Annotated in this window: 1 rRNA gene; it reads right to left on the bottom strand. The window is 58.9% G+C overall.

What is annotated here, in order from left to right:
- Window positions 1-248 (bottom strand): 23S ribosomal RNA (locus tag QSK05_RS36740); the annotation flags it as partial.

Below are 248 nucleotides of genomic sequence, written 5' to 3'. Positions count from 1 at the left end.
CCACAGCTCATCCCCTCAGTTTTCAACCTAAGTGGGTTCGGTCCTCCACGCGGTCTTACCCGCGCTTCAACCTGGCCATGGGTAGATCACTCCGCTTCGGGTCTAGAGCATGCGACTAAGGCGCCCTGTTCGGACTCGCTTTCGCTACGGCTACCCCACACGGGTTAACCTCGCCACACACCACTAACTCGCAGGCTCATTCTTCAAAAGGCACGCCGTCACCCCTCAAGGCTCCGACGGATTGTAGG

Origin of the sequence: Kineosporia sp. NBRC 101731 (assembly GCF_030269305.1) — a bacterium.
In the GTDB taxonomy this organism is placed as follows: domain Bacteria; phylum Actinomycetota; class Actinomycetes; order Actinomycetales; family Kineosporiaceae; genus Kineosporia.
Note: the sequence above shows the minus strand (reverse complement) of the source record. Positions and strands in the feature narration are given on the sequence as shown.